Source organism: Corynebacterium evansiae (assembly GCF_027570065.1).
Taxonomy (GTDB): Bacteria; Actinomycetota; Actinomycetes; order Mycobacteriales; family Mycobacteriaceae; genus Corynebacterium; species Corynebacterium evansiae.
Genome location: NZ_JAKMUT010000002.1, coordinates 77945 through 101464 on the forward strand (window position 1 = coordinate 77945; position 23520 = coordinate 101464).

Below are 23520 nucleotides of genomic sequence, written 5' to 3' on the forward strand. Positions count from 1 at the left end.
CCAGCTTAGGCTAGGAAAAATGACTGATCCGGTACCGACGTGGCTTGGGGCGCAACTCTGGTCGCCCGTGCAGAACACCTCCCTGTGGCTGGCCTGGTGGCTGCACGGGCTTATCGGGGCGGATGAAGTAATCGACGCCTTCCACGCCACCCAGGGCAAGCACCACCGCCTGGAGCCCGACGGCGGCGGACTCGTGGAGATGCTCGGCCAGATCCGCTCCGTGGCGGACGAGGCGCCAGTCGGGTTGGACGAACGTCCCCTGATCCAACTGGCACTCTCCGGCCCCGGCGACGCGACCGTGTTGCCGGTCGGCCCGGAGGGGGCGTCACTAATCCTTGCCGACCGCGACCCCTTGGTCAGTCACGTGCTTAGCCCTCGTGTTATTGACGCCCACCTGGTCAGCTGGTCGTGGGATCAGGTGGAGGGCCCGGTTCCGCCGCTGCCGGTCTACTCGCCGGGCGAGGCGGATCAGCTGCTGCGTGAGGCTGCGGATAATGCAACGAGGATGGTGCGGAACGCGGGGCACGTGCCGAGAGGTGGGGCGGCGTTTCAACGCGCCGAGCTGGCGGTGGGGGCACTGAACGATGCCTTTGGACTGCCCGGGATGCCGCCGGGAGTGCCCAGTCGCGCCGCCAAGCTGATGGCCAGGGCCGATCAGGTGGCGGCGATTGTGGAGGTCACTAAGCGCTCCGAGGTGGGTGCGAGCCTGGACCCCCATCTAATGCCAATGCTCCGGGCGGTAAGAACCGCCCGGATGGTGGCTGTGGATTATGCGCAGCGGGAGCTACTGCGTTAGATCATCACTCGATCATGCGGACTGCCATGGGCTGCATGCCGCCCCAGCGCACGTCGGAGATCTTGACGACATCGCCGGACTGCGGGGCCTCGATCATCTTGCCATCGCCCAGGTACAGGGCGACGTGGCCCGGCCAGAACAGCATGTCGCCACGCTTGGCTTGCGAGGAAGGAACCTGCTTGCCGGCCGTGTACTGGTAGCCGGAGTAGTGCTGTAGCTCGATGCCCACGCCGTAAAAGGCGTACATCATCAGGCCGGAGCAGTCGAAGCCGACCTTGTTGTAGTCGCCGTGCGCGTCGGCTACACCGCCGTCGCGGATGCCCTTGGTCGGGCCGTGGAAGTTACCGCCGCCCCATGCGTAGGGCAGGCCCAGCTGGCTTTCGGCGCGCTTAATGACGCGCTCGATCTTCTCCTCGGCGGTGCCGGAGGTATCGGGGCTACTCGGGTCCAGTGCATCGGCGATGGCCTCAGCTGGGTTTTCAGGGGTCTCCCGGGTCTCCGGAGTAACGGCCTCGTCCGGAGTTTCGGGAGTCTCTCGAGTTTCAGGGGTCTCCTGAGCTTCGGTTGCTTCCTCGGTTTCCGGAGCCGTGGGGGTCTCCTGCGCCGCCGGTGCGGTGCTGGTGCCGCCGCCCATGGCGCGGTCATACTCCTGGCCTGCGGTTTCGCGGCCCGCACGCGCGGCGGCAGCCACGGCACCATCCGGGTTGCCGGACAGTGCGGTGGTGAAGCCAGCCATCAGTGCGGACTCGCCGGCCTTGCGCAGGCCGTCGAGGGCTGCCTGGCGCTGGTCATCGCCGCTGGCGTTCAGATCGTAGGAGGACTGCAGCTCTGCCGGGAGCTCCGGCAGACCTGCCGGGTTGCCGAGGGAGCCCTGTGCCGGGGACTCGTCGGACTGGTCGGACTCGGTGGTCTCAGTGGTCTCAGTGGTCTCAGTGGTCTCGTTAGCCGCGGCCGGCTGAGCGTCCTCAGTGTTCTCTGTGTTTTCAGTGTTCTCGGTGTTCTCGGTGGAGTCCTCAGTGGACTGAGTCTCCTCCGCCTTTTCATCGGCCTTCTCGACCTTGGCTCCCGCGTTCTCGGCTGCCTTCTCGGCGACCTTGCGCTTGTCCCAGCTAGAAGCCTCCGGGTGGGTGTTGGTGAAGGTCTCCACGGCGGCGCGAGCCTCGCGGAGCGCCTTCTCCGCCTTTGACTTCTCATCGAGCAGGCGCTTGTATTCCTTCTGCTTCTCGGTGAGGGTCTTCTGGGAGTTGTTCAGGGTGTCGCGCGCGGTGTTGTACTTGCTTACCGCGTCGTCGACGGCGGAGTTCGCCTTATCGCGGGAGTCGCGTAGCGAGGACTCCTCGTTGGCGTTCTGGGTACGCGCCAGGTCGAGGCGGTCGACCTCGTCCTTCTGCTTCTTGGAGGCTGCGTCGATGTAGGAGGAGCGATCGAGCGTGTCACCAACTGCGTCGCTGCCGCCGGCAGCCAGGTTCACGGCGGAGGCGTCGCCGCCCTGGGCGTAGGCGGAACGCGCGATGTCGTTCAGCTTCGACTGTGCCTTGGTTACCTCGGTGTCGGAATCCTTGAGGCGTCCGCGTGCGTCCACGACCTTGTCCTGGGCCGTTTGGGCGGCGGACTGGCTGTTGACGAGGTCGACGCGGGCCTTGTTGGCATCTTCTCGCAGCGATCCCATGAGCGTCTCCATCTCGGAGACCTGGGACTTGGCGCGAGAAACCTGGCCGACGAGGTCGGCCAGGAAGCTTTCAACGGTGCGCTTGTCGTCGGCCTGGGCGACCATAGTCGTCGACTGCAGCGTCACTCCGGCGGTCACTGCGACGGCCAACACCGTTCGCTTACGGCTTTGTGGTCGTGGTGTCACGATCGATTCTCCTGGTGTTTATACAACTGGCTTTGAAGCGAGCGAAACCCTCGGTCCAGCTGGCCGCACTTCCCCATGCGATCAGTACAGGTCCCGTCGGGTGACTCTCAAAAATCACTTCGAGATCAACTCGTTTCAAAAGTTGACACTGGGAACCCTAGAGCACACGAGTCAAGGCCGTAAACTTTTTCACCATGAATCCCATGAATCGCACTAGTCACATAAGTAACGGCAATTGCCTTGACCTGCGAATAGTAACGGAAAAGTTACAAGTGTGATTTATGTCACATTTATGAGCGTGTAGGCGTGTCGTATTGCACTACCTGTAGAAAGCCCCCGTTTTTCTAGATTCACCCTTAAGGTTAGTCAATCCCCCAGGCTTGACTATTTTAAACCGTTACCTATTTCTGCTTGGTCCACGGCTTTGATAACGAAGCGATTACGGCCGCCACGGCCACTGCTAGGAACACTCCCACGTTGGCCAGGCCTGTGGGAGTTTCGTACCCCGCCGCCTGGTTGAGGAACTCCTGTGTCACCTCCGGATGACTGTTGGCGCCAGAGAGAACCTTGTAGTTCGATTCGATGGCATAGCGCGACAGATTCTCCGACACTGCCGTCGCCTGGCTCGGGGACTTCAGGATCACCGTGTCCGCGTCCGTGCCGTCCAGCACTTTCTGCGCCACGTCGCGCAGACTGTTGTGGCGCTCCCCGTCCTGGTTGATGTAGCCGATCTTTAGGGTGCCTATTTTGGACGCCGACTCTCCCCTCTCGGTCGCCTCAACCACATCGTTGAGGCTCTTGGATAGGCCGGCCGATCCAGACTCCACCTCGGTTGGGAAATCTTCGGCGACGAAGACTGGGGCGTCATTAAGAGAGGCAATGAGCTGCGCAACGTCGTCCGAAGGGGCGGGGTTAGGCGTATCGGTCATGGGATGTTTTTAGCACCGAAAGAGGGGTGGGGGTATCGGCGACACGCTTAAACTCGCAGGATTCGCAGCAGGACAATCGTACTGTTAAAATTTTTAGTGACGTCGCGGCAAGAATGCTGCCACAATGGTAAGCAGAGCCTCCGCCGCGGGCGGCTGTCCCGTGCGTGGCGGCGACCACATCGACGACGACATTTCGACTAAGAGAAGAGATTAAAGGAGCTCACTGTGGCTGAAAGCATCAACTCCTTCGATTCCAAGAGCACTCTGCAGGTCGGCGAGAAGTCCTATGACTACTTCGCGCTGGATGCTGTGCCGGGAATGGAGAAGCTTCCCTACTCCCTGAAGGTTCTCGGCGAGAACCTGCTGCGCAACGAGGATGGCAAGAACATCACTCGCGAGCACATCGAGGCCATCGCCAACTGGGATCCTTCCGCAGAGCCCAACTTCGAGATCCAGTTCACCCCGGCCCGCGTTATCATGCAGGACTTCACCGGCGTGGCCTGCATCGTTGACCTGGCTACCATTCGTGACGCCGTGGTTGCCCTGGGCGGCAACGCAGACGACGTTAACCCGCTGAACCCGGCTGAGATGGTCATCGACCACTCCGTGATCATCGAGGCATTTGGTAACGCCGACGCTCTGGAGAAGAACGTCGAGATCGAGTACCAGCGCAACGACGAGCGCTACAAGTTCCTGCGTTGGGGCACCGGCGCCTTCGAGAACTTCCGCGTTGTTCCTCCGGGAACCGGCATCGTCCACCAGGTGAACATCGAGTACCTGGCCCGCTCCGTCTTCGACAACAACGGCCTGGCATACCCGGACACCTGTGTTGGTACTGACTCCCACACCACCATGGAAAACGGCCTGGGCATCCTGGGCTGGGGTGTCGGCGGCATCGAGGCTGAGGCTGCAATGCTCGGCCAGCCGATCTCCATGCTGATCCCGCGCGTCGTTGGCTTCAAGCTGACCGGCGAGATCCCGGCTAGCGTTACCGCCACCGACGTCGTTCTGACCATCACCGACATGCTGCGCCAGCACGGCGTGGTCGGCAAGTTCGTCGAGTTCTACGGCAAGGGCGTTGGCGAGCTGCCGCTGGCCAACCGCGCAACCATCGGCAACATGTCTCCGGAGTTCGGCTCCACCGCGGCTATGTTCCCGATCGACGAAGAGACCGTGAAGTACCTGGAGCTGACCGGCCGCGACCAGGAGACCCTGGACCGCGTCGAGGCTTACGCCAAGGCACAGGGCATGTGGCTGGACCCGGAGAAGGAAGTCGAGTACTCCGAGTACCTCGAGCTGGATCTGTCCACCGTCGTTCCTTCCATCGCTGGCCCGAAGCGTCCGCAGGACCGCATCGAGCTGAACGACTCCAAGGCACAGTTCCGCAAGGACCTGCACAACTACGTCGACGCCGACGCTTCTGCCTCTACCCCGGACTTCGACGCAGAGGGTCCGGCTACCGAGGACACTTCTGCCCAGGCTGCCGGCACCCCGGCATCCGCTGCTGATGCGAAGGGCAACATTCCTTCCGCAGCTGCAGGCGCAGAGGGCCGCCCGTCCAACCCGGTCACCGTCAACTACAACGGCGAGGACATCGAGCTGGACCACGGTATGGTCGCCATCGCTTCCATCACCTCTTGCACCAACACCTCCAACCCGTCCGTCATGGTCGGCGCTGGCCTGCTGGCACGCAATGCTGCTGCCAAGGGTCTGAAGTCCGCACCGTGGGTTAAGACCTCCATGGCGCCGGGTTCCCAGGTTGTTAACGGCTACTACGAGAAGGCGGGCCTGTGGAAGGACCTGGAGGCCATGGGCTTCTACCTGGTCGGCTACGGCTGCACCACCTGTATCGGTAACTCTGGTCCGCTGCCGGAGGAGATCTCCGCAGGCATCAACGAGGGCGACCTGGCCGCCACCGCTGTCCTGTCCGGTAACCGTAACTTCGAGGGGCGCATCAACCCGGACGTCAAGATGAACTACTTGGCCTCCCCGATCCTGGTTATCGCCTACGCGATCGCCGGCACGATGGACTTCGACTTCGAGAACCAGCCGCTGGGCCAGGACCAGGATGGCAACGATGTCTTCCTGAAGGACATCTGGCCGTCCACCGAGGACATCGAGGAAGTTATCGCTTCCTCCATCACCAAGGACCTGTACGCCGAGGACTACGCAAACGTCTTCGAGGGCGACGAGCGCTGGCGCTCCCTGGAGGTTCCTTCCGGCAAGACCTTCGACTGGGATCCGAAGTCCACCTACATCCGCAAGGCTCCGTACTTCGACGGTATGAGCAAGGAGCCGGAGGCTGTCAATGACGTCAAGGGCGCTCGCGTCCTGGCTCTGCTGGGCGACTCCGTGACCACCGACCACATCTCCCCTGCTTCCACCATTAAGCCGGGCACCCCGGCTGCTCAGTACCTGGATGCAAACGGTGTGGAGCGCAAGGACTACAACTCCCTGGGCGCACGTCGTGGTAACCACGAGGTCATGGTTCGCGGTACCTTCGCTAACATCCGCCTGCAGAACCAGCTGCTCGACGGTGTTTCCGGTGGCTACACCCGCGACTTCACCCAGGAGGGCGGCCCGCAGTCCTTCATCTACGACGCTGCTATGAACTACCAGAAGGAGAACACTCCGCTGGTCGTTCTGGGTGGTAAGGAGTACGGCACCGGCTCCTCCCGCGACTGGGCTGCTAAGGGCACCCTGCTGCTGGGCGTGAAGGCCGTCATCGCCGAGTCCTTCGAGCGTATCCACCGCTCCAACCTGATCGGCATGGGCGTTGTCCCGCTGCAGTTCCCGGAGGGCGAGTCCTGGAAGTCCCTGGGCATCGAGGGCACCGAGACCTTCGACATCGAGGGCATCGAGGAGCTCAACAACGGCTCCACCCCGAAGACCGTCAAGGTAACTGCCACCAAGGAGAACGGCGAGAAGATTGAGTTCGACGCCGTGACCCGCATCGATACCCCCGGTGAGGCAGACTACTACCGCAACGGCGGCATCCTGCAGTTCGTTCTGCGCAACATGATGTCCGGCAAGTAAGGAATAACTCCTTATAAGCCTGGCATGAGGCGGTGACCGGCGCCCTCTTCCCCTAAGGGGAGAGAAGCGCGGGTCACCGCCTTTGTGCTCCCATACAACTCAACGAGGTTTAAGCAGATGCCCAAAGTAAGCGACACGGACCTGGCAGAGCGGAAGGTCGAGATCCTGTCCGGTGCGCGCCACTGCTTCGCTACCTACGGCTACGACGGCGCGACCGTCGCCCGGTTGGAAGAAACCATCGGCAAGTCCCGCGGGGCGATTTTCCACCATTACGGCAACAAGGATCAGCTGTTTCTCGAGGTTGCCCACGAGGACATGCGCAAGATGGCCGAACTAGCGGCCGACGAGGGTCTCATCGGCGCCATTCGTGCGCTCGTCAAGTCAAAAGACTTGACTGACTGGTGGGGTATGCGTGTGGAGATCACCCGCCGGGTGAACATCGACCCCTGCTTCGCGGCCAAGTGGGAGCTGGATCAGCTGGCGCTGCGCGAAACCGTGCGCACCCGCCTGCGGGAACAGCGCTCCGGCGGGCGGATCCGCAAGGATGTGGAGATCGAGACGATCGCCCAGACGCTGGAGTTGGTGCTCGAGGGGGTGCTTGGGCGGCTTGCCCAGCGGCAGGGCACCGAGGGCCTGTCCGACGCGCTGGACTTCGTAGAAAGCGCGCTGCGTTCCCCCGGACAATAGGCTGTCCAACCCGGTGAGTAGCATGTAGTGCATGATCGCAATCATGACCGTCACCGGGCTGGACCACACCGGGATCATCGCCGCCGTGTCCACCGCCCTGGCCGAGCTAGACGTCAACATCCTCAACGTCTCCCAGACCATCATGGACGACTACTTCACCATGATCCTGCACGTTCGTATCGACGACTCCCAGCACGGGATCGCCGACGTGCAGGACCGCATGGCGGAGGTCGAAAAACAGGAGAAGCTCGTCATCCGAGTGCAGTCGGAGGCCATTTTCTCCGCCATGCACGACGTATAAGGGTTCTGGAGGCTTAAAGAATGAATCCACGTCGTGGCGTCACAAACCAAAGCAACAACATCCTAGAAACCATCGAGATGATCGAGAAGTACCGTCTCGACATCCGAACGGTAACGATGGGCATCAACCTCATGCCCTGCATCCGCGAAACGATGGAGGCCACCGCCGAGGCGGTGTTCGAGCGCGTGGTGGACTACGCGCGGAACCTCGTGCCGGTGGCTCAGGAGATCGAGCGGGAGCTGGGCATCCCCATCGTAAACAAGCGCATCTCCGTGACCCCGGTTGGCATCCTCGCCTCCGCGGTAGAGGGCAACCCGGTGCGTATTGCCGAAGCGCTGGATCGCGCGGCCACCGAGGTGGGCGTGAACTTCATCGGCGGCTACTCGGCCCTGGTGGACAAGGGGGCCACGCGCGGCGAGCTGGACCTGATCCGCTCGCTGCCCGAGGCGCTGAACGAAACTAATGTCGTCTGCGCGTCCGTGAACGTCGGCAGCTCGAAGGCCGGCATCAACATGAATGCGGTCCGCGAGATGGGGCACGTCATCAAGGATGCCTCCACTTATGGGCCGGGCGGCACGCTGGCCTGCGCGAAGCTGGTCGTGTTTGCCAACTCCGTCTCCGACAACCCGTTTATGGCTGGCGCCTACCACGGGGTGGAAGAGCAGGATTGTGTGATCAACGTGGGTGTTTCCGGCCCCGGCGTGGTCGACCGCGCGGTTGCCGGAATGGAAGGCGCAACACTCAACGAGGTCTCCGAGGAGATCAAGCGCGCGGCGTTTAAGATCACCCGCACCGGTCAGCTGGTCGGCGTGATGGCCGCCCAAAGGTTGGGCGTGCCCTTCGGCATCGTGGACCTGTCCCTGGCGCCCACCGCGGAACTCGGCGATTCCGTGGCGCACATTCTGGAGCACATGGGGCTCGGCCAGGTGGGCACCCACGGCACCACCGCTGCCCTGGCGCTGCTGAACGATGCGGTGAAGAAGGGCGGCATGATGGCCTGCTCGCGCGTCGGCGGCCTCTCGGGTTCGTTTATCCCGGTCTCCGAGGACAAAGGGATGATCGACGCTGTGCGCAGCGGCGCCATTAGCATCGACAAGCTGGAGGCCATGACGGCCATCTGTTCCGTCGGCCTGGACATGATCGCCATCCCGGGTGACACCCCTGCGGAGTCGATTGCTGGAATGATCGCCGACGAGGCCGCCATCGGCGTGATGAACCATAAGACCACCGCCGTGCGCGTGATCCCCGCCGTCGGTACAAAGGTGGGCGACGATGTGGACTTCGGTGGCCTGCTGGGCTACGCACCGGTGATCGGCGTGAACCGTGCAAGCAGCGCCGAGTTCATCAACCGCGGTGGCTTCATCCCCGCCCCGCTGCATGGCTACCGCAACTAGGAAGGATTACTCGCTCGCATGGTGCAGGTCTTCAAGTACGGTCGCTCCTCGGTTGTCATCGACGATCCGCTCGACGGGCTCGTGCGGGGCGACCAGTCGGGCACATTCGATCAGCGGTGCACCCTCCCCGCCGGGTCGGTCGCGCTGAACGCGGCGCTGTCGAACAACGGCCGCATGCCCGTTGCCGGCAACACCGCGGGCTTTAGCGTGGTGCAGACGGTGGTGCTGACAATCGGCGTGGTGCTGTTTGGCCTGGGTGGCTTCCTGGCCGCCCGCGGAGGCACCCAGACTCTGGTCATTGGCCTGGTGATCGGGGCCATTGGCCTGCTGATGGCGGGCGTTGCACTCTATAGCGCCTCCAAGCGTCGCGGTCGGCTGCGGATCCTGGGCAAGGCCTGGGGAAATGGCTGGTTGCGATTTGCGCCCGCCCGCGTGGGCGGCGTGTGGATAACGCGGGTGTCTACCCACAACGACAACGGGGAGCGCATGAACACGGAGCGCCGCTATTACTACAAGGCCATGGTGCAGGCCTACCCCACCGACGGCACCGAGCCGTTCACGTTCCGCACCAGCGAGTTCAACGCCCCGGCCAACTGGGAGGGGCGCCCCTATAACCTGCACATGGCGGACGGCCCCATGGACGTGCTGGAGCCCGAGTTCACCAACGGCTGGACCATTTGCCGGTACATCGCGGGCCAGCCGGAAACGGCCACTATTTCTACCGACCTGTCGGCCAAGCAGGTCAAGGCGGCGCTAGAGGTTTCGCAGATCCACTAACGCCCGCAGCAGCTGGCCGTGCCGGGCGGGGATGCGGGAGCGCAGGATGATTTCCGTCCGCGTGCGCTGCACGCCCTCGACCTCCTGCAGTTTGAGGGTGATGTGCTCCAGGTGCTCGTGATCGCGCGCCACCACCCGGCACGATAGGTCGTAAGGCCCGGCGATAGAATGCGCCTCCGTGATCCACGGGATGTTCAGGATCGCCGCCGTCGCCTGGTCGAGCGCCCGCTGGTCCAGTGTGACGTGCACGAAAGCGCCTAGCGGGAAGCCGAGTGCGCCGGGGTCGAAATGAGGGGCGAAGCTGCCTATCACTCCCCTTTCCACGAGCTTGTCTATGCGGCTGCTCACCGTCGCTCGCGCCACCCCGAGTACCCGCGCATACTCGCGCACCCCGGCCTTGGGCCTTTCGTTGAGTAGCATGCAGAGCTCGATGTCTGTCCGGTCGAGGTCCCTCATTCTTCTGACCTTTCTTTGTGACGCCCCTTCACGGCCTGTTGGCAAGAAACATCTACTTTTGTGTGCAAATCTGTTGTTGCTTGGGTGGGATTTTAGGCCATTGGCCTAGGTTTCAGGTCTGGAATCTAAAAAACCTTTGCTAAGTGAACTATTTTCCCGTAGGTGCTACCGAGTGCGGTTCGCTGTCACTTAATGTGATTCAAACCACAAACTGACAGCTCGCACGAAAGGGTGAACAGCGATGACCTCCACCTTCATCCCCGACTCAATTTCCCCCGTCCAGGATCTCCCCGACTACACCCAGTCGCGCTATCGGGAGAAGACCGGGCACATCCACTTAACCGGCATTCAGGCGCTCGTGCGCACCGTGCTGGATCGCGCGGAGGCGGACCGTGAAATTGGGCTGCAGACCTCCAGCTTCGTTTCCGGCTACGAGGGCTCCCCGCTGGGCGGGTACGACCTCGAGCTGGGGCGCCGCAAGTCGCTGCTCGGCCAGTTTGATGTGCAGCACTTCCCTGCCGTCAATGAGGAGTTGGGCGTCACCGCCGTTGCGGGATCGCAGATGACGGATCGGGCGACGGTCAAGGATGGCATCGACGGCGTAGTCGGCTACTGGTACGGGAAGGCGCCGGGGTTGGATAGGGCGGCCGATGCACTGCGGCACGCGAACATGACCGGCACCAGCGGCACGGGCGGCGCAGTGGCCTTCGTGGGCGACGACCCGACGGCGAAATCCTCGACGATCCCCTCGGCCTCCGGGCGAATCCTGGCGGATCTCGGATTGCCGACCCTCGTGCCGGCGGACGCTGGCGACGTGCTGCGCCTCGGCACGCACGCAGCGTGGATGTCGCGCTACAGCGGCCTGTGGACAGCGCTGCGCATCACCACTCCCGTGGCTGACGGCTCCGCCAGCGTGGATCTGGAGGCCATCCGCGAGGCCACGACGGCCCGCGGTCTGGAGCGCGGCGGCGAGCATGTGCCCGAAGCTCGCCTGCTGGGCAAGCGACTGCTGGACCTGGAGGACACCCGCGTGGGCGAGCGCCTGCAGCGGGCTCTGGAGTACGCCCGCGAGCACCGACTGAACCGCTGGTGGGGCGCGCGGGACGGCGACCGCGTGGGCGTGATCTGCGCGGGCAACACTTCCCTGGAGGTCGCGGAGGTCGTGGGCGAGGCGAACGTGCGCGTGCTGCAGTTGGCGATGACTTACCCGCTGGACCCGCAGGAGCTGGAGAGCTTCTGCGAGGGGCTGGATACGCTCGTGGTGGCCGAGGAGCTCGGTACTCACCTGCTGGAATCCGTCCGCGCCTGCCTCTACGACCTCCCGGTGCGCCCCGCGATCGAGCACGTGAACGACCCGCTGAAGCAACTGCCCAAACTCCTGCGCAACGAGGGTATCGAGGTCGCCGGCGTGACGAGCGGTCCCACTCGGATCTCCCTGCCGCTGGCGGTGCCTAACCGCGTGCCGCACTTCTGCTCCGGCTGCCCGCACAACCTCTCCACCCGTGCGGACGAGGACACGCTGGTCGGAGCCGGAATCGGCTGCCACGCCATGGTGATGCTGATGGACGACAAGCGCGTGGGCAAGATCATGGGCACCGCGCAGATGGGCGGCGAGGGCGCACACTGGATCGGGATGCACAGCTTCGTGTCCGAGGAGCACTTCGTGCAGAACATGGGCGACGGGACGTTCCTGCATTCGGGATCGCTGGCGCTGCGGGCAATGGTGGCGTCCAAGGTAAACGCAACCCTCAAGCTGCTGCACAACGGCACGGTGGCGATGACGGGCGGCCAGGACCCCGTGGGGCAGCCGAGCCTGGCGGGGCTGGTCGACATGGTGCGGGCCGAGAACCCGGCCAGGATCGTCGTGACCAGCGACGATGTGCGGCGCACGCGGCGCGCCCTGCGGGGTTCCGGTGTGCAGGTGCGCCCGCGCGAGGATCTCGCCGAGGTGCAAAAGGAGCTGGAGGTGCTGCAGGGTGTCTCCGTACTGATCCACGACCAGGAGTGCGCCGCTGAGAAGCGCCGCGCCCGCAACCGCAACCAGCGCGCCCAGGCGACTGAAAAGATCGTGATCAACGAGCGCATCTGCGAAGGCTGCGGCGACTGTGGCGAAAAGTCCGGCTGCCTGTCCCTGCAGCCGGTGGACACGCAGTTCGGGCGCAAGACCCGCGTGGACCAGACCAGCTGCAACACCGACCGCTCGTGCTTGTCCGGTGATTGCCCGGCCTTCACGACCGTCGTTGCGGTCGAGGAGAAGCGCGAGGTGCCGCCTATTGACGCCACCGCGCTTGACCCGGTGCCGGAGAGCGCGCTGGACAGCAAGCACCCGTGGAACATCCGCATCTCGGGTGTGGGCGGCACGGGCGTGATGACGGCCTCGGCCGTGATCGCCACCGCCGCACACCTCGATGGACTTGCGGTGCGCGGCACGGACATGACGGGCCTGGCGCAGAAGGGCGGGTCGGTGGTCTCCGACCTGCGGATCTCTAGGAGCATTGGCCAGCACACAGGCACGGTGCCGCGCGGCGGCGCGGACCTGCTGATCGCGCTGGACGGCGTGACGGGTGCGGAAGACGCCAGCACCTCGGTACTCAACGCGGCGCGGACGGTTGCGGTGCTGTCGAACTCCGCGACCCCCACGGGCCAGATGTGCACGGACGTCAAGGCCACCCGCCCCGATGGCGTGCAGGTCACCGGTGCGCTGGGGCATGCGGCGAAGCGGGCGATCATCACCGACGCGATTCGGGTGTCCACCAAGCTCTTCGGTGAGTCCACGTTCCAGATCATGCTGCTGATCGGCGCTGCGGTGCAGGCTGGTGCGCTGCCGGTGACCCCGGAGTCGATGGAAAAGGCCCTGCGGATCAACGGCAAGAAGGCCGAGGCCAACATTCAGGCCTTCCGCCGCGGCCGCCAGCTGGTGAGCCGCCCGGAGGCGCTGATCGAGCTGATGGGCGTGGAGCCCGACTACTCCCAGTACCAGGAAGTTCAGCCCCTTGACCGCACCCGGTCCAAGATCGAGGAGGTGCTGGAGCCGAGCCTGGTGGACGAGGTTGCGGTGTACTTCGACGAGATGCGCCGCTGGGGCTCCGAGCAGGACGCCCAGGATTACCTGACCGACGTACGCGCGGTGCACGCCCACGAGCGGCGCGTGAACCCGGACGGCCCGGCAGAGCTGACCCGCGCCTTCGCCGCCGGACTGCACAAGCTATCCGCCTATAAGGACGAGTACGAGGTCGCCCGCCTGGCGCTGGATCCCGGATTCGCGGAGGCACAGAAGGGTGGCAAGGTTACGGTGCAGTTCCAGCCGCCGCTGCTGCGCGCGCTGGGGCTGAACCGCAAGATCGGCCTTGGCCCGCGGATGCGCCCAGTTCTCAGTGCGCTGGCGAAGGCCAAGGGGCTGCGTGGCACGCGCCTGGACATCTTCGGCTACGCGGAGGTGCGCAAGCTGGAGCGCAAGCTCGTGAACGCCTACCGGGAAGAGATCCTGAGCCGGGCGCGGAACCTCCACGCACCCGAGCAGGTGGCGGAGCTGGCCTCGCTGGCCGCCGCAGCCGACGGGGTCCGGGGATTCGAGGACAAGAAGATCGACAGTGCGCAGGAGTTGCTGCAGAAGTTGGGGCGCGCGGGCGTCAAAAAATAGTAAATAGACCAAGCGGTCTGTTACAGTAACGAATGTGACTTTCGTACTGCTATGCCCCCGCAGCGGCGCCGAGGTGCTCGCCGCGGAATACGCCGACTTCCTCAGCTACAGCGGCCTCACCCCCGCCGAGCTCGAACAGCGACCGCTGGATAACCCCAGCGCCGACCTGGGAAGCTTCGACGGCGTGGAGGGCGTGTTCATCGGCGGCTCGCCGTTTACGATCACCCGTCCGGTCGACGTGGAATGGCAGGAAGCGATCTCGCAGAAGCTGGTGGATTTCATCCAGGTCGAATCGGAGCGGCAGCGCTTCGGCATCTTCTCCACCTGCTACGGTACCTCCATGCTGGCGCACTACCTAGACGGCGAGGTCAACAGTAAGTACTCGGAATCGGCGGGTACCAGCGAGGTTTCTCTTACTGACGCCGGGCGCGTCGACCCCATCACGGGTGCGCTCCCCGACCGCTTCACCGCGCTGACGGGCCACAAGGATTCCGTGGTGCGCGTGCCCGAGGAAGCCACGCTGCTGGCCACCGGCGAAACTTGCCCGGTGCAGATCTACCGCTACCGCGAAAACGTCTGGACCAGCCAATTCCATCCGGAGATGGATGCTGCCGGTATCACCCGGCGACTCAGCTTCTACGAGGACGAGGGCTACTGCGACCCAGCGGAGATCGCGGAGACTTACGCACGCTTCGAGGGGCAGGATACGGCGGCGGCGAATTCGTTGCTGCGGCGCTTTGTGGAGCACTCCCGCAGCTCGCTGGGGATGGTGAGCTAGCTGGCTGGGCTAGGCCAGCTCGACGATCTCCATGTACTCATCGCTCCACAGGTCTTCCACGCCGTCGGGGAGCACGATCACCCGCTCGGGCTCCAGGGCCTTCACCGCGCCCGGGTCGTGGGTGACTAGCACTACCGCACCGGTGTAGGTTCGCAGCGCGTCGAGCACCTGCTCGCGGGACTGCGGATCCAAGTTATTGGTTGGCTCGTCCAGCAGCAGCACGTTCGCCCGGGAGCTCACGAGGGTGGCCAGAGCCAAGCGGGTCTTCTCGCCGCCGGACAGGGTGCCGGCAGGCTGCTCCAGCTGCTCGCCGGAGAACATGAAGGCACCCAGCAGGCCGCGCAGGTCCTGCTCGCCGGCATCGGGGCAGGCTTCGACGGCGTTTTCCCAGACGGACTTGTCCGGGTCGATCGTGTCGTGCTCCTGGGCGAAGTAGCCCACCTTCAGGCCGTGGCCGGTGACTATGCCGCCCTCGCCGTCGGTGCGTTCCACCCCAGCCAGCAGCTTCAGCAGTGTGGTCTTTCCCGCGCCGTTGAAGCCGAGTACCACCACGCGGGAGCCCTTGTCGATGGCCAGGTCCACCCCGGCGAAGACCTCCAGGGAGCCGTACATCTTGGTCAGCCCCTTGGCGTTCATGGGGGTCTTGCCGCATGGGGCGGGCTCCGGGAAGCTGATGTTGGCCACGCGATCCTCGACGCGGATCTCGTCCAGGTTGCCCAGCATCTTTTCCGCGCGGGCGGCCATCTGCTTGGCGGCCTTCGCCTTGGTGGCCTTGGCTCCCAGCTTCTCGGCCTGTTGCTTCAGCGCGCTGGCCTTCTTCTCGGCATTGGCCTTCTCACGGCGGCGGCGCGCCTCATCGGTGGCGCGGGCGTCCTTGTACTTGGTCCAGCCCATGTTGTAGACGTCGGCCTCGCCGCGCACAGCGTCCAGGAACCAGATCTTGTTGCAGACGTCGTCCAGTAGTTCCACGTCGTGGCTGATCATGATCAGCCCGCCCTCGTGCTTGGCCAAAAAGCCGCGCAGCCAGGTGATGGAGTCCGCGTCCAGGTGGTTAGTCGGCTCGTCCAAAAGAAGTGTCGTCTGCGAACGGCCGGAGCCGGCGGTGGCTGCAAAGAGGATCTGCGCTAGCTCCACGCGGCGGCGCTGGCCGCCGGAGAGGGTCTTCAGTGGCTGGTCCAGCACCCGTTCGGGCAGCCCCAGTGAGTCGCAGATCTGCGCGGCTTCACTGTCGGCCTCGTAGCCGCCGAGGGCGTGGTACTTCTCCTCCAGGCGGCTGTACTTGAGGATCGCGGCATCGCGCTGGCCGGCGGATTCGCTGGTCTCCATGATTTCCTGCTGGCGCTCCATGGAGTGCCGGATGCGGTCCAGGCCACGCGCGGAAAGCACGCGGTCGCGCGCGCTCTGCTCGATGTCGCCTTCTTTGGAGTCCTGCGGCAGGTAGCCCATCTCGCCGCTGCGTGTGACGGTGCCACCGTAGGGCTCGCCCTCGCCCGCCAGGATGCGCATGGTGGTGGTCTTGCCCGCACCGTTTCGCCCGACCAGGCCGATGCGATCGCCGGGCTGCACTCGTAGGTGCTGTCCGGGGGCGTTCAGCAGGGTTCGGGCCCCCACCCGAACCTCGAGGTCATTAGTAACAATCACAAGGAAGAAGCCTATCAGCCATCCCCGTCGGTGACCCTTCCCACCCCATGAACACCGGAGTCGCGTTGCCCGGGTCCCCCACAGTCCCGAGTCGCATCCGGTGTGTGTCACCGACGGGGTTGTCTTCTTTTCGTGCCCCACCTTTCGGTATGTTCGTACCGAGTAGGACAACGTTCATGTTAGAAACTGTGTTTGGCGCCCGCAGGCTAAGCGTTACACCCGATTTTGGCCTGTCCCCCAAACCTTGAACTTAAACCTGAGCTTGCGAAGCTTCTTATTCTATTAGGCACTTCTTATACCTGTAGCTAATGCATTAAGCCGCAAAAATTTCCTAAAGAAGTGATGAGTAAAACACGGCTGTGTAAGTTCGGGGGTAAGAATCCTGAATCGGAGGTTTCAAGTGACCCAGCGGCTCGCGCTTAAAGGCCTCGGTCCAGCCGGAGCGCTCCTGGCCATTCGAGCTGCACAGCGCGGTTTCCACGTCACCGCCTATGATCCGGCCTTCGACGTCACCAGCCCCACTCCGTTCCCCGGCACCTACGGCGTGTTTTCCACGCAGATCCCCACCTGGGCCGATCCCCTATTTAGTGCACCGGAACCCCTGGACGTCGTCGCGGGCACTCCCCTCACCCGCCGCACGCTGGGGTTTAGCTATCGGATGCTGAACCAGGAGGCGGTCGCGGAGGCCCTGCGCAGCTCGAGCGTGCGCATCAAACCTGAGCCGCTTCCCAATGGCATGGAGGCGATCGACTGCACCGGCGCCCCACGGACGGACGCCGCACTGTGGCAACTGGCCGTCGGGTGGTTCCTACCCTTTACTGACGCCCCTTCAGGGTCCACCCCCACCTTCATGGATTGGACCGGGACGGTTGCCCAGGCCGGGGATTGCCCACCCAGCTTCTGCTATGTCCAGCGCACGGACGAGGGCTGGCTGTACGAGGAGACGATCCTCGCGGCGCACTGCAGCGCCGATGCGGCGAAACAGGAGGAAGTTTTCGAGGTTCTACGGGCGCGCCTGGCAGACCGCATAGGGGCCCAAACTGTAGTGCGCGAAGAACGGGTCGCGATCCCGATGGGGACTAGGCGGCGTCACAAAGAAAGAAAGTTCGGCGCCGCGGCGGGGTTTATCAATCCCGCGACGGGCTACTCGCTGGGGCACGCACTGGAGGCCGCCGACGACTTCCTGGACGGCAAACGCGCCGACGGGTGGCTGGCGTATGTGCTGCGGCAGGTCGGCGGGGAGCTCATCGCCCGGGCGGATGGTGCGACGCTGCAGGACTTCTTCGGGCACTTCTTTGCTCTGGATACGCGGGCGCAGCTTGCGTACCTGAGCGGGCGCGACGGGCTGGAAGTGGCACGCACGATGTGGGCGCTAAGGGAGGGAACCGGGCTGCGCCACGAGTTCCTCCGTCCCCTATTCCGCCGCCCCTGGTCGGTGGGCCGGGCGGTGTGGCAGAGGATGTACTCGGCCTAGACCGTGAAACCCCTAGACCGTGAAGCCGAGGAAACGCAGCTGCTCGCGGCCTTCTTCGTTGATCATGTGCGGGCCCCAGGCCGGGGTCCACACCCAGTTGATCTGCAGGTCGGAAACCTCGTCGACGTTGTTGATCACAGCATCGCGCGCCTGGTCCTCCAGCACGTCCTGCAGCGGGCAGGCCGGGGAGGTCAGAGTCATGTTCAGCACCGCGGTCTTGTCCTCGATCCAGATGTCGTAGACCAGGCCCAGGTCGATGACGTTGATGCCGAGCTCCGGGTCGATAACGTCCAGCAGGTGCTCCTCGACCTTCCCGGCCAGCGCCATGTCCTCCGGGCTGCGCTCGGACGGACCCTCCGGGGCCTTGTCCAGCGGCGAGGGATCCATCTCCGGGGCGGTGGGTTCTGCGTTCTCAGTCATGGTGTGTTCCTTACTCTGTGTTGGTGTTAGCGCTCACGCCGGCCTCGGTGGCAGCGGCCTCGAAGGCCTTCCAGCCCAGCAGGGCACACTTCACGCGGGCGGGGTACTTGGAGACACCCGCGAAGGCAATGCCGTCGCCGATGATCTCGTCGTCGCCTTCGATCTTGCCGCGGGAGGTGACCATGCGCTCGAACTCCGCCAGCTTGGCGAAGGCTTCCGCGACGGGGCGACCGACCAGCTCCTCGGCCATGACGGACGTGGAGGCCTGGCTAATGGAGCAGCCCACAGCGTCGTAGGAGATGTCCTCGACCGTCTGGTTGTCCTCGCTGAGGTGCAGGCGCAGCGTGAGCTCGTCGCCGCACGAAGTGTTTACGTGGTGCACCTCGGCCTCGAAGGGCTCGCGCAAGCCCGCGTGCTGCGGGTGCTTGTAGTGGTCCAGGATGACTTCCTGGTACATCTGCTCAAGTTTCATAGGGCCCTAGTATCCTCTAGTACTTTCCTCAATCGCCGTTTCTGCGCTGCTTCTTCGCCGTTGCTTTCTATGTCGTGCCGAAGAACTCTTGCGCCTTGCGGATGGCGGCGACCAGCGCGTCGACTTCCGAAAGGTCATTGTAGATGTAGAAGCTGGCGCGGGCGGTAGCCTGCACATCCATGCACGTGTGCACCGGCCACGCGCAGTGATGGCCTACGCGGATGCACACGCCCTGATCGTCGACTACCTGGCCGAGATCGTGCGGGTGGATCCCCTCCACGACGAAGCTCAGGGCACTGCCGCGATCCTGCGAGTCGGTGGGACCGATGATGCGCAAGCCCTCGATGGTTTGCAGCTGCTCCAGGGCGTACTCCGTCAGCTCCGCTTCGTGGGCGGAAACCTTGTCCATACCCAGCTCGCTCAGGTACTTCACGGCAGCGCCCAGACCCACGACCTGGGAAGTCATTTGCGTTCCAGCCTCGAAACGCTGTGGAGCTTCAGTGAATGTCGTGCGCTCCATAGTGACCTTCTCCACCATCGAGCCGCCGGTCAGGAAAGGAGGTAGCTGGTCGAGGTGCTGGGTCTTGCCATAAAGGACGCCGACGCCGTTAGGTCCCAACATCTTGTGGCCGGAGAACGCGGCGAAGTCCACGTCCAGCTCGTGGAAGTCCACGGGCATGTGCGGCACGGATTGGCAGGCGTCCAGGACGAAGATCGCCCCGACTGCGCGGGCGCGGCGTACGGCCTCCTTGACGTCCAGCACGGCGCCGGTGACGTTCGACTGGTGCGTCAGCGCAACGACCTTAGTGCGCTCGCTGAGCTCCAGGCTCTCCAGGTCGATGCGGCCATCCGGAGTAGCGGAGTACCACTTCAGGGTCGCACCGGTGCGCTGGGCGAGCTCCTGCCACGGCACCAGGTTGGCGTGGTGCTCCAGCTCGGAGACTACGATCTCGTCGCCTTCTGTGACCTGCAGCTCCCCCGCCCGGGCGTCGCCCAGAATGTAGGCGACCTCGTTGAGCGCTTCGGTGGCGTTCTTGGCGAAGGCGATCTCCCGGTCCTCGGCGCCGACGAAGGCGGCGATGGCCTCACGGGCGGACTCGTAGGACTCGGTGGCCTCCTCCGCGATCTCGTAGGCACCGCGGTGCACCGGAGCGTTATGGGTGGTCAGGAACTCCCGCTCCGCATCCAACACCTGCATTGGCCGCTGGGCGGTAGCTCCGGAATCCAGATACACCAGCTTCTTCCCGTCGCGCACGGTGCGCGAGAGAATCGGGAAGTCGCTGCGGATCTTCGCGGTGTCCAGGGAACTGGTTGAACTCACAAGTTCACACTTTCTGCCCAGCTAGGGCTGGGCCGAGCGAGGTTGGTAGGAAGTAAACGGATGGGAGGGGTGACGCGCAGGCTTAGATGAACTTCTCGTAGCCCTCGGACTCGAGCTGCTCAGCCAGCTCCGGGCCGCCGGACTCTACGATGCGGCCGTCGGCGAAGACGTGCACGTGGTCGGGCTTCACGTAGTTCAGGATGCGCTGGTAGTGCGTAATCATTACCACGCCGCCGTTCTCACGCTCCTGGTAGCGGTTGATGCCATCGGAGACGACACGCAGCGCGTCAACGTCGAGGCCGGAGTCGGTCTCGTCCAGGATGGCGAACTTCGGCTTCAGCAGACCCAGCTGCAGGATCTCGTGGCGCTTCTTCTCGCCACCGGAGAAGCCCTCATTGATGGAGCGCTCGGAGAACGACGGGTCGATCGCCAGCTCTTCCATCGCACCGCGGGCCTCCTTGACCCACTCGCGGATCTTCGGTGCCTCGCCGCGCACGGCGGTGGCGGAAGAACGCAGGAAGTTGGCCATGGAAACGCCCGGCACCTCGGTCGGGTACTGCATGGCCAGGAACAGGCCCGCACGGGCGCGCTCGTCGACCTCCATATCCAGCAGATTCTCGCCGTCCAGCAGTACCTCGCCCTCAGTGATCTCGTAGCGCGGGTGGCCTGCGATGGCGTACGACAGGGTGGACTTGCCGGAGCCGTTGGGGCCCATGATGGCGTGGGTCTCACCGGAGTTGATGGTCAGGTTCACGCCGTGCAGGATCGGCTTCGGATCCTCGTTCTCGTCGGCGGGGACGACCTGCGCGTGCAGGTTCTTGATTTCCAGAGTGCTCATGGTGTGTAAAAAGCTTTCTTTGGGTGTTTGACAGGGGGAATGAAATTAAAGAACCGTGTGCTGCAGCTCGGCCTCGACCTTGTCCTCCAGCAGCTCGCGGATGGACTCTTCCGGGATGCGCTTGATGACGTCGGTGAAGAAACCGCGGACGATCAGCATCTTCGCGCTGGCCGGGTCGATGCCACGGGACTGTAGGTAGAACATGTGCTCGTCGTCGAAGCGACCGACGGTTGCGGCGTGACCCGCGCCGACGATCTCGCCGGTCTGAATCTCCAGGTTTGGCACTGCATCTGCCCGTGCGCCGGAGGTCAGCAGCAGGTTGTTGTTCTTCTCATAAGTGTCGGTGTCCGTGGCATCCGGGCGGATCAGCACATCGCCGATCCATGCCGTGCGTGCCTCGCGGGCATCCTTGCCCTTCTCCGGCTCGCCCTGCAGCGCACCCTTGTACAGCACGTTGGAGCGGCAGTTACGGATCGAGTGGTCCACCAGCAGGCGCTGTTCGAAGTACTGACCCGCATCCGCGAAGTACAGTCCCAGCAGCTCAGCATCGCCGCCGGTGTCCGTGTAGCGCACGTGCGGCACGGAGCGCACCACGTGGCCACCGAAGGCCGCGTAGTAGTGGCGCACGGTTGCATCGCGGCCAACCTGGATGTGCGAGTTCGACAGGTGCACCGCATCGTCGTTCCAGTCCTCGAAGACCACGGTGGTCAGCTTCGCTCCGGTGCCAACGACGAACTCGACGTTGTCGGAGTGCGCGCCGGAGCCCTCATAGCGGACAAACACCACGGCCTCAGCGTGGGGCTCGAGCTCCACGACCAGGGTGCCGTAGGAGACCTCGTCCTCCCCCGGGCCGTCGACGGTGATGGTCACCGGAGCCTTCAGCGCCGCATCCTTAGAGACGCGCACGTAGTCCGCGGACTCGGTGTTTTCCCACGCCTGGGCTGCCGCACGATCCACGGGAGCACCCGCGCGACCGAGGCGCTCGTCGCCTGGCTCCAACTGCTCGACGGTCACGCTGGGGGCGTCATCATCAGAAACACCGACGGCGACGGCAGCACGCTTGCCAGCTACGGCCGAGCCATCGTGCAGGCCGCGCAGCTCGCGCAGCGGGGTGAAGCGCCAATCCTCATCCTTACCGCGCGGCACGGAGAAGTCCGCGGCCGAGAAAGAGGTGAAACGGTCACCCTTGGTCTGGTGATCCGTACCAGCCTGAACCGGTGTGATAGTCGCTTCGGTTTCGTTGAGTGAGGTGGTCATTTGGTTTAACCCACCGATCCTTCCATCTGCAGTTCGATTAGACGGTTGAGCTCCAGGGCGTACTCCATAGGCAGCTCCTTGGCGATGGGCTCCACGAAGCCGCGGACGATCATCGCCATTGCCTCTTCCTCCTCGATGCCGCGGGACATCAGGTAGAACAGCTGATCCTCGGAGACCTGGGAGACGGTGGCCTCGTGGCCCAGCGTCACGTGGTCGTTACGAATGTCGTTGTACGGGTATGTGTCCGATCGCGAGATGGAGTCGACCAGCAGCGCGTCACACTCGACGTTCGATGCGGAGTGGTGCGCATCCTTGTTCACCTGCACCAGGCCGCGGTAGGCAGCGCGGCCACCGGCGCGGGCGACGGACTTGGAGACGATGTTCGAGCTCGTGTGTGGAGCCATGTGCACCATCTTCGCGCCCGTGTCCTGGAACTGACCCTCGCCAGCGAAAGCCACGGAGAGCACCTCGCCCTTCGCGTGCGGGCCGGTCATCCACACGGCCGGGTACTTCATGGTCACCTTGGAGCCGATGTTGCCGTCGACCCACTCCATCGTTCCGCCCTCTTCGCACTTGGTGCGCTTGGTGACGAGGTTGTAGACGTTGTTCGACCAGTTCTGGATCGTGGTGTAACGGCAGCGGCCGCCCTTCTTCACGATGATCTCGACCACTGCGGAGTGGAGGGAGTCGGTCTTGTAGATCGGTGCGGTGCAGCCCTCGACGTAGTGGACGTAAGCGTCCTCGTCGACGATGATCAGCGTGCGCTCGAACTGACCCATGTTCTCGGTGTTAATGCGGAAGTACGCCTGCAGCGGAATGTCCACGTGCACGCCCTTTGGCACGTAAATGAAGGAACCACCGGACCAGACGGCCGTGTTCAGCGCGGAGAACTTGTTGTCGCCGGCCGGGATCACGGTGCCGAAGTACTCCTCGAACAGCTCGGGGTACTCGCGCAGTCCGGTATCGGTATCGACGAAGATCACGCCCTGCTTCTCCAGGTCCTCGCGGATCTGGTGGTACACAACCTCGGACTCGTACTGGGCGGCCACGCCAGCGACCAGGCGCTGCTTCTCGGCCTCCGGGATGCCCAGCTTGTCGTAGGTGTTCTTGATGTCCTCCGGCAGGTCCTCCCAGGTCTGAGCCTGCTTCTCGGTGGAGCGGACGAAGTACTTGATGTTGTCGAAGTCGATATCGCTGAGGTCCGCGCCCCACGTCGGCAGTGGCTTCTTGTCGAAGATGTCCAGAGCCTTCAGGCGACGCTTCAGCATCCACTCCGGCTCGTTCTTCTTCGCGGAGATGTCGCGGACGACGTCCTCGTTAAGGCCACGGCGGGCAGAGGCGCCGGCGACATCGGAATCGTGCCAGCCGTAGCCGTACGCGCCGATGGAATCGATAATCTCTTCGTCGGTCTGGGGTTTAGTTTCAGGTGTTTGTGCAGCTTGAGTCAT

The 23520-nt window shown here is 64.0% G+C and carries 19 protein-coding genes; 9 read left to right on the plus strand and 10 right to left on the minus strand.

All coding sequences use genetic code 11. The features are described 5' to 3' along the window. Positions 1 to 19: 19 nt before the first annotated feature. A complete protein-coding gene (locus L8V00_RS02330; RefSeq protein WP_035012320.1) occupies positions 20 to 796 on the plus strand; it encodes a hypothetical protein in 777 nt (258 codons plus the stop codon). Between the two features lie 4 nt (positions 797 to 800). Here the strand turns inward: L8V00_RS02330 and L8V00_RS02335 are convergent, their stop codons facing one another. Beyond that, the gene (locus tag L8V00_RS02335) at positions 801 to 2651 is read right to left on the minus strand and encodes a DIP1281 family NlpC/P60 protein (RefSeq protein ID WP_269944123.1); all 1851 of its coding nucleotides are present in this window, start codon (positions 2649 to 2651) and stop codon (positions 801 to 803) included. Positions 2652 to 3052: 401 nt separating this feature from the next. Then, on the minus strand, positions 3053 to 3580 hold the full coding sequence (locus L8V00_RS02340; protein ID WP_035003927.1) for an Rv1476 family membrane protein: 528 nt from the start codon (positions 3578 to 3580) through the stop codon (positions 3053 to 3055). A 225-nt stretch (positions 3581 to 3805) separates the two neighbouring features. Between L8V00_RS02340 and L8V00_RS02345 the strand changes: the two genes are divergently transcribed. The 5 genes from L8V00_RS02345 to L8V00_RS02365 all read left to right on the plus strand — a co-directional run bounded on the left by L8V00_RS02345 (position 3806) and on the right by L8V00_RS02365 (position 9775). Beyond that, positions 3806 to 6616, plus strand: a complete 2811-nt coding sequence (locus L8V00_RS02345) for an aconitate hydratase (protein WP_269944124.1) — start codon at positions 3806 to 3808, stop codon at positions 6614 to 6616. Positions 6617 to 6733: 117 nt separating this feature from the next. Further along, positions 6734 to 7303, plus strand: coding sequence for a TetR/AcrR family transcriptional regulator (locus tag L8V00_RS02350; protein ID WP_269944125.1), 570 nt, complete (start codon positions 6734 to 6736; stop codon positions 7301 to 7303). A 31-nt stretch (positions 7304 to 7334) separates the two neighbouring features. Continuing rightward, positions 7335 to 7604, plus strand: a complete 270-nt coding sequence (locus L8V00_RS02355) for an ACT domain-containing protein (RefSeq protein WP_005294749.1) — start codon at positions 7335 to 7337, stop codon at positions 7602 to 7604. Positions 7605 to 7624: 20 nt separating this feature from the next. Further along, complete coding sequence (locus L8V00_RS02360) at positions 7625 to 8998, plus strand: PFL family protein (protein WP_035003923.1); 1374 nt, start codon at positions 7625 to 7627, stop codon at positions 8996 to 8998. An 18-nt stretch (positions 8999 to 9016) separates the two neighbouring features. Beyond that, the gene (locus L8V00_RS02365) at positions 9017 to 9775 is read left to right on the plus strand and encodes a hypothetical protein (RefSeq protein ID WP_070487490.1); all 759 of its coding nucleotides are present in this window, start codon (positions 9017 to 9019) and stop codon (positions 9773 to 9775) included. Here the strand turns inward: L8V00_RS02365 and L8V00_RS02370 are convergent. Continuing rightward, positions 9752 to 10231: an Lrp/AsnC family transcriptional regulator gene (locus L8V00_RS02370; protein WP_035003921.1), complete on the minus strand. Its 480-nt coding sequence runs from the start codon at positions 10229 to 10231 to the stop codon at positions 9752 to 9754. The two genes, L8V00_RS02365 and L8V00_RS02370, sit on opposite strands and share 24 nt — an antisense overlap. Positions 10232 to 10472: 241 nt before the next feature. On the opposite strand from L8V00_RS02370, the gene L8V00_RS02375 reads away from it, so the two are divergent. Then, positions 10473 to 13871: a DUF6537 domain-containing protein gene (locus L8V00_RS02375; RefSeq protein ID WP_269944126.1), complete on the plus strand. Its 3399-nt coding sequence runs from the start codon at positions 10473 to 10475 to the stop codon at positions 13869 to 13871. A 34-nt stretch (positions 13872 to 13905) separates the two neighbouring features. Beyond that, a complete protein-coding gene (locus tag L8V00_RS02380; RefSeq protein ID WP_269944127.1) occupies positions 13906 to 14649 on the plus strand; it encodes a glutamine amidotransferase in 744 nt (247 codons plus the stop codon). 9 nt (positions 14650 to 14658) lie between these two features. On the opposite strand, the gene L8V00_RS02385 is transcribed toward L8V00_RS02380, so the two are convergent. Then, complete coding sequence (locus L8V00_RS02385; RefSeq protein ID WP_269944128.1) at positions 14659 to 16290, minus strand: ABC-F family ATP-binding cassette domain-containing protein; 1632 nt, start codon at positions 16288 to 16290, stop codon at positions 14659 to 14661. Between the two features lie 400 nt (positions 16291 to 16690). Between L8V00_RS02385 and L8V00_RS02390 the strand changes: the two genes are divergently transcribed. Then, on the plus strand, positions 16691 to 17764 hold the full coding sequence (locus tag L8V00_RS02390; protein WP_269944129.1) for a lycopene cyclase family protein: 1074 nt from the start codon (positions 16691 to 16693) through the stop codon (positions 17762 to 17764). A gap of 12 nt (positions 17765 to 17776) precedes the next feature. Here the strand turns inward: L8V00_RS02390 and L8V00_RS02395 are convergent, their stop codons facing one another. From L8V00_RS02395 to sufB, 6 genes are all read right to left on the minus strand, one after another. Continuing rightward, positions 17777 to 18184 carry a metal-sulfur cluster assembly factor gene (locus L8V00_RS02395; protein WP_011273558.1) on the minus strand — a complete coding sequence of 136 codons (408 nt, stop codon included), beginning with the start codon at positions 18182 to 18184 and terminating at the stop codon, positions 17777 to 17779. A 10-nt stretch (positions 18185 to 18194) separates the two neighbouring features. Next, entirely contained in the window at positions 18195 to 18656 is a 462-nt protein-coding gene (sufU, locus tag L8V00_RS02400; protein ID WP_011273559.1) for a Fe-S cluster assembly sulfur transfer protein SufU, read from the minus strand. 67 nt (positions 18657 to 18723) lie between these two features. After that, positions 18724 to 19977 carry a cysteine desulfurase gene (locus L8V00_RS02405; RefSeq protein ID WP_269944130.1) on the minus strand — a complete coding sequence of 418 codons (1254 nt, stop codon included), beginning with the start codon at positions 19975 to 19977 and terminating at the stop codon, positions 18724 to 18726. A gap of 82 nt (positions 19978 to 20059) precedes the next feature. After that, positions 20060 to 20815, minus strand: coding sequence for a Fe-S cluster assembly ATPase SufC (gene sufC, locus L8V00_RS02410; RefSeq protein ID WP_011273561.1), 756 nt, complete (start codon positions 20813 to 20815; stop codon positions 20060 to 20062). 45 nt (positions 20816 to 20860) lie between these two features. Then, the gene (gene sufD, locus L8V00_RS02415) at positions 20861 to 22072 is read right to left on the minus strand and encodes a Fe-S cluster assembly protein SufD (protein WP_269944131.1); all 1212 of its coding nucleotides are present in this window, start codon (positions 22070 to 22072) and stop codon (positions 20861 to 20863) included. A gap of 5 nt (positions 22073 to 22077) precedes the next feature. Next, the gene (sufB, locus tag L8V00_RS02420; RefSeq protein WP_034987621.1) at positions 22078 to 23520 is read right to left on the minus strand and encodes a Fe-S cluster assembly protein SufB; all 1443 of its coding nucleotides are present in this window, start codon (positions 23518 to 23520) and stop codon (positions 22078 to 22080) included.

Excerpts from the sequence above, each read along its gene's own strand:
- L8V00_RS02330 (WP_035012320.1), top strand. The coding sequence starts at position 20 with ATGACTGATCCGGTACCGACGTGGCTTGGGGCGCAACTCTGGTCGCCC.
- L8V00_RS02340 (WP_035003927.1), bottom strand. The coding sequence starts at position 3,580 with ATGACCGATACGCCTAACCCCGCCCCTTCGGACGACGTTGCGCAGCTC.
- L8V00_RS02350 (WP_269944125.1), top strand. The coding sequence starts at position 6,734 with ATGCCCAAAGTAAGCGACACGGACCTGGCAGAGCGGAAGGTCGAGATC.
- L8V00_RS02355 (WP_005294749.1), top strand. The coding sequence starts at position 7,335 with ATGATCGCAATCATGACCGTCACCGGGCTGGACCACACCGGGATCATC.
- L8V00_RS02360 (WP_035003923.1), top strand. The coding sequence starts at position 7,625 with ATGAATCCACGTCGTGGCGTCACAAACCAAAGCAACAACATCCTAGAA.
- L8V00_RS02365 (WP_070487490.1), top strand. The coding sequence starts at position 9,017 with ATGGTGCAGGTCTTCAAGTACGGTCGCTCCTCGGTTGTCATCGACGAT.
- L8V00_RS02370 (WP_035003921.1), bottom strand. The coding sequence starts at position 10,231 with ATGAGGGACCTCGACCGGACAGACATCGAGCTCTGCATGCTACTCAAC.
- L8V00_RS02375 (WP_269944126.1), top strand. The coding sequence starts at position 10,473 with ATGACCTCCACCTTCATCCCCGACTCAATTTCCCCCGTCCAGGATCTC.
- L8V00_RS02395 (WP_011273558.1), bottom strand. The coding sequence starts at position 18,184 with ATGACTGAGAACGCAGAACCCACCGCCCCGGAGATGGATCCCTCGCCG.
- sufU (WP_011273559.1), bottom strand. The coding sequence starts at position 18,656 with ATGAAACTTGAGCAGATGTACCAGGAAGTCATCCTGGACCACTACAAG.
- sufC (WP_011273561.1), bottom strand. The coding sequence starts at position 20,815 with ATGAGCACTCTGGAAATCAAGAACCTGCACGCGCAGGTCGTCCCCGCC.
- sufD (WP_269944131.1), bottom strand. The coding sequence starts at position 22,072 with ATGACCACCTCACTCAACGAAACCGAAGCGACTATCACACCGGTTCAG.
- sufB (WP_034987621.1), bottom strand. The coding sequence starts at position 23,520 with ATGACTCAAGCTGCACAAACACCTGAAACTAAACCCCAGACCGACGAA.